Source organism: Azotobacter armeniacus (genome assembly GCF_054779355.1).
The window spans coordinates 1-8,620 of sequence record NZ_BAAGYK010000092.1; the positions used below are offsets into that span (position 1 = coordinate 1).

An 8,620-nucleotide genomic window follows, 5' to 3' on the forward strand; every position below is an offset into this window, starting at 1 on the left:
TTCCTCGCGCCCGCTGTGCGGCGAGCGCGAGGCGGTGGACCCGGTCGCGGCGGTGGAGGAGGTGCTGCACGCCTTCGACCGGCAGATCCGCGGCGCCCACATCCAGGTCGACTGGCAGACAGCGCCGGCGCCGGCGGTGATCAGCCATCGGGTGCTGTGCGCCCAGGTGCTCAACAGCGTGATCGCCAATGCCATCGAGGCCATGCCGCGGGGCGGGTCGCTGCGCATCCGCATCGCGGTCGACGCCCGGGAGCGGCGCCTGCGCCTGACCATCGGCGACAGCGGCAACGGCATGACGCGGGAGCAGATGGCGATGGCCTTCAAGGCCTTCTACACCACCAAGCGCGGCGGACTTGGCGTCGGGCTGGTGCTGGTGAAGCGGATCATGGAGCGTTTCGACGGCTCCATCCGGCTGGACAGCCGGGAAAAAGAGGGGACCGACGTGTGTCTGGTCTTCAGGATCGCAGAGGGGAGATAACGATGGAGCACAGCATTCTGATCGTCGAGGACGACGAGACGCTGGCGGGCAACATTCAGACGTATCTCGAACGCAAGCAGTACGAGGCACGGGTCTGCAACTCGGCCGAGGAGGCCCTGGAAGTGCTCGGGACGCAGCGTCCCGACGTGCTGCTGACCGACCACTCCCTGCCGGGTATGAGCGGCCTGGAGCTGGTCGCCCGGGTTCGGGCCAGCGACCCGCGGATCAAGCCGATCGTGATGACCGGCTACGGCAACGTGGAGGATGCGGTGGCGGCGATGAAGGCCGGCTCCTACCACTACCTGACCAAGCCGGTGGTGCTGGCCGAGCTCAAGCTGCTGATCGACAAGGCGCTGGAGGCCCAGCGCCTGGAGCATGCGCTGTCCTTCTACCAGGCGCGCGAGGCTCGGGACGCCGGGCTCGACGCGCTGATCGGCAGCTCGCCGGCGATGCTGGCGATGAAGGCTACGGTGCGCCAGTTGCTGGAGACGGAAAGCCGGATGACCGACGCCGATCTGCCGGTGGTACTGATCGAGGGCGAGACCGGCACCGGCAAGGAGCTGGTCGCCCGCGCGCTACATTTCGACGGCAGCCGCCGCAACGGCCCCTTCGTCGAGGTCAACTGCGCCTCGATCCCGGCGCACCTGCTGGAGGCGGAGCTGTTCGGTCACGAGCGGGGTGCCTTCACCGACGCCAAGGAGCGGCGGGTCGGCCTGGTCGAGGCGGCGGACGGCGGCACGCTGTTCCTCGACGAGATCGGCGAGATCGAGCTGGCGCTGCAGGCCAAGCTGCTCAAACTGCTGGAGGACCGCAGCATCCGCCGGCTGGGCGCGGTCAAGGAGCGCAAGGTCAACCTGCGCATCGTCAGCGCCACCAACTGCAACCTGGAGCGGATGGTCCGGCAGGGCAAGTTCCGCCGCGACCTGTTCTTTCGCCTGCGCATCATCGAGATCAAGGTGCCGCCGCTGCGCGCCCGCGGCGAGGACGTGATCGCCCTGGCCGAGCATTACCTGGCCCTGCACGGCAAGCGTTACGGCAAGCCCGGGCTGGCCTTCAGCGCGGAGGCCCGGGGGCTGCTGAAGAGCTACAGCTGGCCGGGCAACGTGCGCGAGCTGCGCAACATGCTGGAACAGACTGCCCTGCTGGCGCCGGGCAACCTCGTCGGCCCGGCCCAACTGGCCCTCTGTCCGGAACTGATGGAGGGTGGCGATCCACGCCAGGCCCCGGTCCGGGACATCGACGCGGCGTTGTCGGGGGAGGGGCTCAACCTGCCCGAGGTGGAGCGCGACCTGGTGCTGCGCACGCTGGACAGGACCGACTGGAACGTGACCAAGTCGGCCCGCCTGCTGGGGCTGACACGGGACATGCTGCGCTACCGTATCGAGAAGCTGGGGCTGGCGAGGCCGGACCGCCGGCATTAGGTCCGGCCCAAGGGAATACCCTGGATGTCTGGTCCCCTCGATGTGTTGAGGAGGCTGCCAGCTTTCTCGAACCGAACGCCCACAGAATGCGGTATTTTAGCTCGCCGCCTTACTGAACTCCAGTCAAGTCGCTACTATTATCAGCCTTGGTAGCTGGCCGATTTACCAGGCCGACGCGTTTCGCCGGCAGGCTGGTCTGTGAATACAGAGCCGCCTGTTTCTTACCATGTTTATTATTTTGTATGTATAAGGATCAAGGCCAGTAGCCACGTTAACGCCTGTGCAGAGACTTCCTTGTACAGCCTCAAGGTCCATGCATTCCCGGCCAGAGTTTCAGTGCGTACGCCAGGAAGCATGGATACACCCCATAAAAATGGACTTTTTTCGAATATGAAACAGCCATTTCCTGACATCATCGATTCCACTCCTATTAATGACCTGCGCAGCGCCTTGGCGCACCTGGAGAAAGTACCAGGTCAACTTCTGCACACCGATCATCCGGTGGATCCTCATGCTGAGCTTGCCGGCGTCTACAAGCGTGTTGGGGCAGGTGGCACCGTCAAGCGTCCGACACAGCTGGGCCCGGCAATGATGTTCAACAACATTAAAGGTTATCCGGGTTCACGGGTTCTGGTGGGCCTGATGGCCAGCCGTGAGCGGGTCGCCATGTTGCTCGGCACCAGTGCCGACAAACTGGCCGAGCGTATGGGCGAAGCGATCGAGAATGCCATTGATCCGATGGTTGTTCCCAGGGAGAAAGCGCCCTGCCAGGAAGTGATCCACCGTGCCGAAGACCCCGATTTCGATCTGCGCAAACTGCTGCCCGCACCGACCAACACCGACGAGGACGCCGGTCCGTTCTTCTGTCTCGGCCTGGTGCTGGGCAGCGATCCGGAGGAGGGCCACACCGACGTCACCATTCATCGCCTGTGCGTGCAGGATCGAGACAAGCTGTCGATCTTCTTCGCTCCAGATCGTCACATCGACAAGTTTCGCCAGAAAGCCGAGGCGGCTGGCAAGCCACTGCCGGTGACCATCAATATGGGCCTGGACCCTGCGATCCACATCGGCTCCTGCTTCGAAGCCCCTACCACTCCGCTGGGCTACGACGAGCTGAAAATCGCTGGCGGCCTGCGTGGGAAGCCGGTGGAGCTGGTCGATGCGGTCAGCATCAAGCAGAGATCGATTGCCCGCGCCGAAGTAGTCATCGAAGGCGAGATTTTGCCCCATGAGCGTCTCCGCGAAGACATCAACACTGGCAGCGGTCATGCCATGCCGGAGTTTCCCGGCTATACCGGACCCGCCAACCCCTCGCTGCCGGTTATCCGCGTGACCGCCATCACCATGCGCCGGCAGGCGATCCTGCAAACCCTGGTCGGTCCCGGCGAGGAGCACACCAACCTGGCCGGGATTCCCACCGAGGCGAGTATCCGCAATGCCGTGGAGCGGGCCATGCCGGGCTTTCTGAAGAACGTGTACGCGCATACCGCCGGCGGCGGCAAGTTGCTGGCCGTGCTGCAAGTAGCCAAGCGCCGGCCGGGCGACGAAGGTCGTCAACGCCAAGCCGCACTCATTGCGCTAGCCGTCTACCGTGAGTTGAAGAATGTCATCCTGGTCGACGATGATGTGGATCCATTCGACTCCGACGATGTGCTCTGGGCCATGCAGACACGCTACCAGGGTGATATTGATACGATTTTCGTGCCCGGCGTGCCCGGCCACGTGCTCGATCCGTCGCAGATCCCGGAGTACAGCCCGTCGATCGCCGCGCGAGGCTTGACCTGCAAGACCATCTTCGACTGCACGGCACCCTGGCATCTGCGGGAACACTTCGAGCGCGCGAAGTTCCGCGAAGTCGATCCGCATCCCTTCGCTCCCGAGCTCTTTCCAAAGGCCCAGTCATGAGCGCACAACGCCTTGTCGTCGGTATCAGCGGCGCCACTGGTATCGTCTACGGCATCCGTGCCCTGCAGATGCTCAAGGCCCTGGAGGTGGAAAGCCACTTGGTGGTGTCGCGCGCTGGTGAAATGACCCGTGCCTACGAAACCCGGCTCAAGCGCGACGAGCTGTACGCGCTGGCCGACCATGTACACCCGATCGGCGATGTCGGCGCCAGCATCTCCAGCGGCTCGTTCAAAACACTCGGCATGCTGGTGGCGCCCTGTTCGGTACGTACCCTGGCGGAAATCGCCAGCGGTGTAACCACCACTCTGTTGACGCGTGCAGCCGACGTGGTGCTGAAGGAGCGTCGGCGCTTGGTGCTGATGGTCCGTGAGACACCACTGCATGCCGGACATATCCGCAACATGCTGACGGTCACCGAACTGGGTGGCATCATCCATCCGCCGGTGCCGGCGTTCTATATCGAGCCGCAGAGCATTGCCGACATCATCGATCACTCCGTGGCCCGTGCATTCGACTGCTTCGGTCTGGAAGTGCCGGGAATTCCGCGCTGGGGCGAAAACCTCGCTACGTCGCCGGCAGACAAGAGTCGGAATGCCTGACTGAGCAAACGCTACAACCTCAACCCAAGGAAGGTGCGCAAATGGTGTGGCCTCGATTCGGTCGAGGATGTGCCTATGGGACCGAGCGCTCCTCGCTCCACTTCTCTGACGCCGCTACAGGAAGCGGCAACCCTGGCGCTCCGGCAAAAGACGCTGCGCCTCTGGACGACTGCCTGCATGCGCTGCAATGGGCCACTCCCACGCCGCCTCCCTTGAGCCCGCACCGATTTTTCAAACGCCATGGCGTAAGCCAGCTGCCTTGCTTACCCGAGCCGGGCCGTGAGAGGAACCCCTTCAAGCGCTATCCGCTGGGCTATTACACATCAATGATTCTGCTCCATACACTACCACAGCAAGCGCAGTGGTATTGTCAGCCGGTGAACTGCTGACCAGTTTCGGGGTGGCTGTATCGGGGGAACAAGATCCTTGGAGGGGGCTCGATTGTTTGATCATCAAGCAAACAGCAGCCATTCAATGCCAATGAGCGTGTCGGTGCCGTCGGTGCCGCCGAAAAGGTTCTGCACCGTGATGATGCCATTTGCTTCCATAATGTTGTAATCCTCATATCGGTTACTAAAGACCGCCGTATCGTCGCCGGCTCCACCGATCAGCGTATCGTCGCCGGCTCCACCGATCAGCGTATCGTTGCCGGCTCCACCGATCAGCGTGTCATTGCCTCGCATGCCGTAGATGATGTTATCGGCCTCGTTCCCCTCGATGCGGTCATTGCCGTCGCCACCGATGGCATTTTCGATGAGCGTGCCGTTGCCAATGCTCAGAAAGGCTATGCCTCCCAAGGTGGAGGCTTGCCCGGCAGAGAGGTTGAGTGACAGGTCACGGATCATCGCCGCGGCGTTGATCCAGTCGCTGCCACCGTCGGTGTCGTCCAGCATCAGGCGTCCGGACTGGCCGGACTGTGTCAGTACGGTGAGCACTTCATCAGTGTAGTGATAAACATCGTTGTTGCTGGGCTGTGAGCCATAGCCGGTGAAGCCGATCAAGTGCAGGGTGCCACTGTCAACCTGCACAGCATCTTGAACCTGCAGGGTCCAGGTGCCTGTGCTGCTTTCGCCGCGCAGTCCATCGAGGCCGAACGTGTAGGTGAAGATACCGTCTGCTGTACTGTAGTCGCCCGTGCTGCCGTCATAGAGCGACATAACCGTACCGTCCGGCGAAATCAAGCCGATGCGCAGGTCGGTAAAATCGGTGTGGGTGAGTGAAACCGTCATGGAGACATGCTCCAGACTGATGTCGTCATTCAGGGTGAAGCCGTAATTCAGAGTGGAGTTGTCAGCGATGGCCTCGTTTGCCGTGATGATGCTGGTGACTGTGGCTTCATTGGCCGAGGTGGCTGGGGGGTAGAAAATGCTCCAGACTTCGGCCATACGCACGGCGTTGAAGGCATTGACCATGCCATAGCCGTAATCTTCGCTGAAATGCAGGCCGCCGCCGTTCCAGTTATCAGCGCCATTCCACTTCCACATGAAGTTTTCGTCGGTGCGAATACCGCTGTACAGGCTGCCGGTGCCCACCGACGAATAGGCCAGGATGTTCTGCACGTCGCGCCAGCCGAGGCCGGGGTTGGCATCGAGCATGAGCGCGATGACGCCAGCCGCCACCGGGCCGGCCGCTGAGGTGCCGTTGAAAGCGCTGGTGTAGTCGTCATTGAGCAGACCGTTGTAGCCTGCGCTGTCCATCAGGTCTGTAGTGACCGAGCCGGCCGGTGCCGAAACCAGAACATGCGCGCCATAGCTGGAATAGTTCGCGATATTGCCCGTGCTGTTGTTGCCGATTGCGGCGACGGTGACGGTGAAGCGCGAGGCACTCACCTCTTCACCATTGCCATCAACGTTGAAGTTGCCGGCTGATTTGACGTGGAGCGTGCCCAGGCCGCCGCGCCCGGCCTTGGTTGCCGCCTCGAACTGTGCGACCTCCCCCCAGACGTGTAGGTCCGGGTAGCTGCTGTAGCTGTGGTTGGTTACATCGAACTGACCAAGGCTATCCAGCGTTTGTAGATAGCGTGACCAGTCGCTGTTCGGGTCGTCCGCACCGCCGAAGATACGAATGGCCGTAATTTTGGCACCGTAAGCGATGCCTACACCGCCTTCGCCGTTGTTTTCAGCAGCGATCAGACCGGCAACGGAAGTGCCATGGCCATTGGTGGAATTCAGCGGCTGACCATCGTTGAGCATGCCATTGATGGTGAGGTGCTTACTGGCATCGTAATTGGCGTCGAGGTCCCAATGGTTGCTTTGCACGCCATCGTCCCAGATGCCGACAGAAACGCTCGCACCGGTGTAGTCATTCCACACTCGCTCGATGCCCGCCGTGTTGGTGCCGGTGGGCTGGGAGGTGAACCCCAAGGTGCCGATAAAGCCCAAGTGCCACTGACTGCCATAGAGCCCGTCAACAGGTACAGCCTGAACACGCCAGGTCGGACTCGATGAAGCTTCCTTCAAGAAAGGGAAACCCGCTTTGGAAGGTGGCCTCATATCATGGCTCCTCGATTTTCAGCACTTGCAGCACCTGCAGAGTCCGCTTCCCCTGCATGCAAGGTGAAACCCTCAAGAACACACCATTCACAGTCAGCCGGGTGGACAGGGGATATTCATTAATGCCGATACCCGTCAACGGTAGCAGCTCTCCCTCGGCGGTGCGTAGCAGCGGACAGACAATACCGCCCTCTACCAACCTGCCCTGAACACGAACCTGTCCAGCCGGTGCGGGAGTCTCTGCCATTGCTACCTGCGCATTACCCATGCACAACACTAAAAGTGACCGAAAAAACTTCCTTTTTAAAAACGACCCCAACCATGACTTTCCGGGACTGAACATCTAGACACCCTGGCCCCAGTTCATTTCCAGGCCGCCGTCGATCACGAAGTCCTGGCCGGTGATGTAGTCCGCTTCGGGACTGACCAGGTACAACGGCTCCGCGACTTCCTCGGGTTGGATTGGGCGCTTTCTGGGGATGTTCGGCAGTTCATCTTCGCGTTTCTGCGGGCCGTCCACGCGCTGCATGGTCATCGGAGTGCGGATCAGGCCGGGGGCAATGGTATTCACGCTGATCCTCAAGGGTGCGAGTTTCAAGGCGAGGCTGCGTGTCATTGTCAGCAGACTGCCCTTGGCCGTACCGTAAGCCACGTTGTGCGGACTATCGTGCACCGAGGTGATGTTCAGGATCTTGCCCTGGCTGCCCACGGCCTGCCGGCGCCGAATGTAGTTCCGCGAACAGACGAATGGGTTATAAAGGTCCGTCTTGATGACCTTGTCGAAATCTTCGGTGCTCAGCTCCGTCACTGGCCCGCTCATGCCGATTCCCGCGTTGTTCACCAAGATGTCGGGGATGCCCAGCCCCTGTTCTTCTGCGGCGAACAGGGCGGCGACGCTGGCTTCATCGGTCACGTCGAGTTGTCGCCCCAAGCCGCAGGGGTCTGCCTGCTGAACACGTTCCAACGTGACTTGGGCGCCCTTGCTGTCGCTGTGGTAGGTCACCACCACATCCGCGCCCCCATGCGCGAAGGCGGTGGCCATCGCCTGTCCCAGGCCTGAATCCGAACCCGTAATGACTACGATCTTGCCGATCAGTTTGCCCATGATGGCCTCCATTGACTGGTAAACTTGATGACAGTCTGGACCAACAGCAACTTCCCTTCAGCAGAGGGCTAAAGCGGCGTCAATGTCACCTCGGGGCCTTCTGGAGTCGGATAGGGCTCCAAGCCAGGGACGCAGCCATGCTCGATGCCGCAGACGCCGCAACTGGAATCACTGCACTCCAGTAGTCGATACCCATAGCCCGATCGCGTGCAGTGGCGACGGGAGGCCTGGGGTCGTACATGCTTAATCGATTCGGCAATAAGAAACGCTAGTTCCAGAGCCTGGTCGGCGTTCATCCGCGGATCACAGTGGGTGTGATAGCGATCGGAAAGGCTGTCTTCGGTGACTGCGCGGCTGCCGCCGATGCATTCGGTGACGTTCTGCCCGGTCATCTCGATATGGATGCCGCCGGCATAACTGCCCTCGGCCTGGTGCACGGCAAAGAACTGTCGGACTTCGCTGAGGATGCTCTCGAACTCGCGGGTCTTGTAGCCGCAGCTGGCTTTAATGGTATTACCGTGCATCGGATCGGAGCTCCACAGCACCTGGCGGCCTTCGCGCTGTACCGCGCGGATCAGCGCCGGCAGGTATTGCTCCACCTTGTCCGCGCCCATCCGCGC

The 8,620-nt window shown here is 61.5% G+C and carries 6 protein-coding genes and 1 pseudogene; 4 read left to right on the plus strand and 3 right to left on the minus strand.

What is annotated here, in order from left to right; translation table 11 throughout:
* The 4 genes from ACYVD0_RS13215 to ACYVD0_RS13230 all read left to right on the plus strand — a co-directional run.
* On the plus strand, positions 1–478 hold a 478-nt coding region (locus ACYVD0_RS13215), incomplete at its 5' end, for a sensor histidine kinase (protein ID WP_460427232.1).
* 2 nt (positions 479–480) lie between these two features.
* The gene (locus ACYVD0_RS13220) at positions 481–1,899 is read left to right on the plus strand and encodes a sigma-54-dependent transcriptional regulator (protein ID WP_460427233.1); all 1,419 of its coding nucleotides are present in this window, start codon (positions 481–483) and stop codon (positions 1,897–1,899) included.
* 354 nt (positions 1,900–2,253) lie between these two features.
* On the plus strand, positions 2,254–3,804 hold the full coding sequence (locus ACYVD0_RS13225; RefSeq protein ID WP_460427234.1) for a UbiD family decarboxylase: 1,551 nt from the start codon (positions 2,254–2,256) through the stop codon (positions 3,802–3,804).
* Complete coding sequence (locus tag ACYVD0_RS13230) at positions 3,801–4,403, plus strand: UbiX family flavin prenyltransferase (RefSeq protein WP_460427235.1); 603 nt, start codon at positions 3,801–3,803, stop codon at positions 4,401–4,403. The genes ACYVD0_RS13225 and ACYVD0_RS13230 overlap by 4 nt, the downstream gene beginning before the upstream one ends.
* A gap of 452 nt (positions 4,404–4,855) precedes the next feature.
* On the opposite strand, the gene ACYVD0_RS13235 is transcribed toward ACYVD0_RS13230, so the two are convergent.
* The 3 genes and pseudogenes from ACYVD0_RS13235 to ACYVD0_RS13245 all read right to left on the minus strand — a co-directional run.
* The gene (locus tag ACYVD0_RS13235) at positions 4,856–6,895 is read right to left on the minus strand and encodes a S8 family serine peptidase (RefSeq protein ID WP_460427236.1); all 2,040 of its coding nucleotides are present in this window, start codon (positions 6,893–6,895) and stop codon (positions 4,856–4,858) included.
* Between the two features lie 343 nt (positions 6,896–7,238).
* A complete protein-coding gene (locus ACYVD0_RS13240; RefSeq protein ID WP_460427237.1) occupies positions 7,239–8,000 on the minus strand; it encodes an SDR family NAD(P)-dependent oxidoreductase in 762 nt (253 codons plus the stop codon).
* A gap of 233 nt (positions 8,001–8,233) precedes the next feature.
* A pseudogene (locus ACYVD0_RS13245) lies at positions 8,234–8,620 on the minus strand (3-deoxy-7-phosphoheptulonate synthase); the annotation flags it as partial.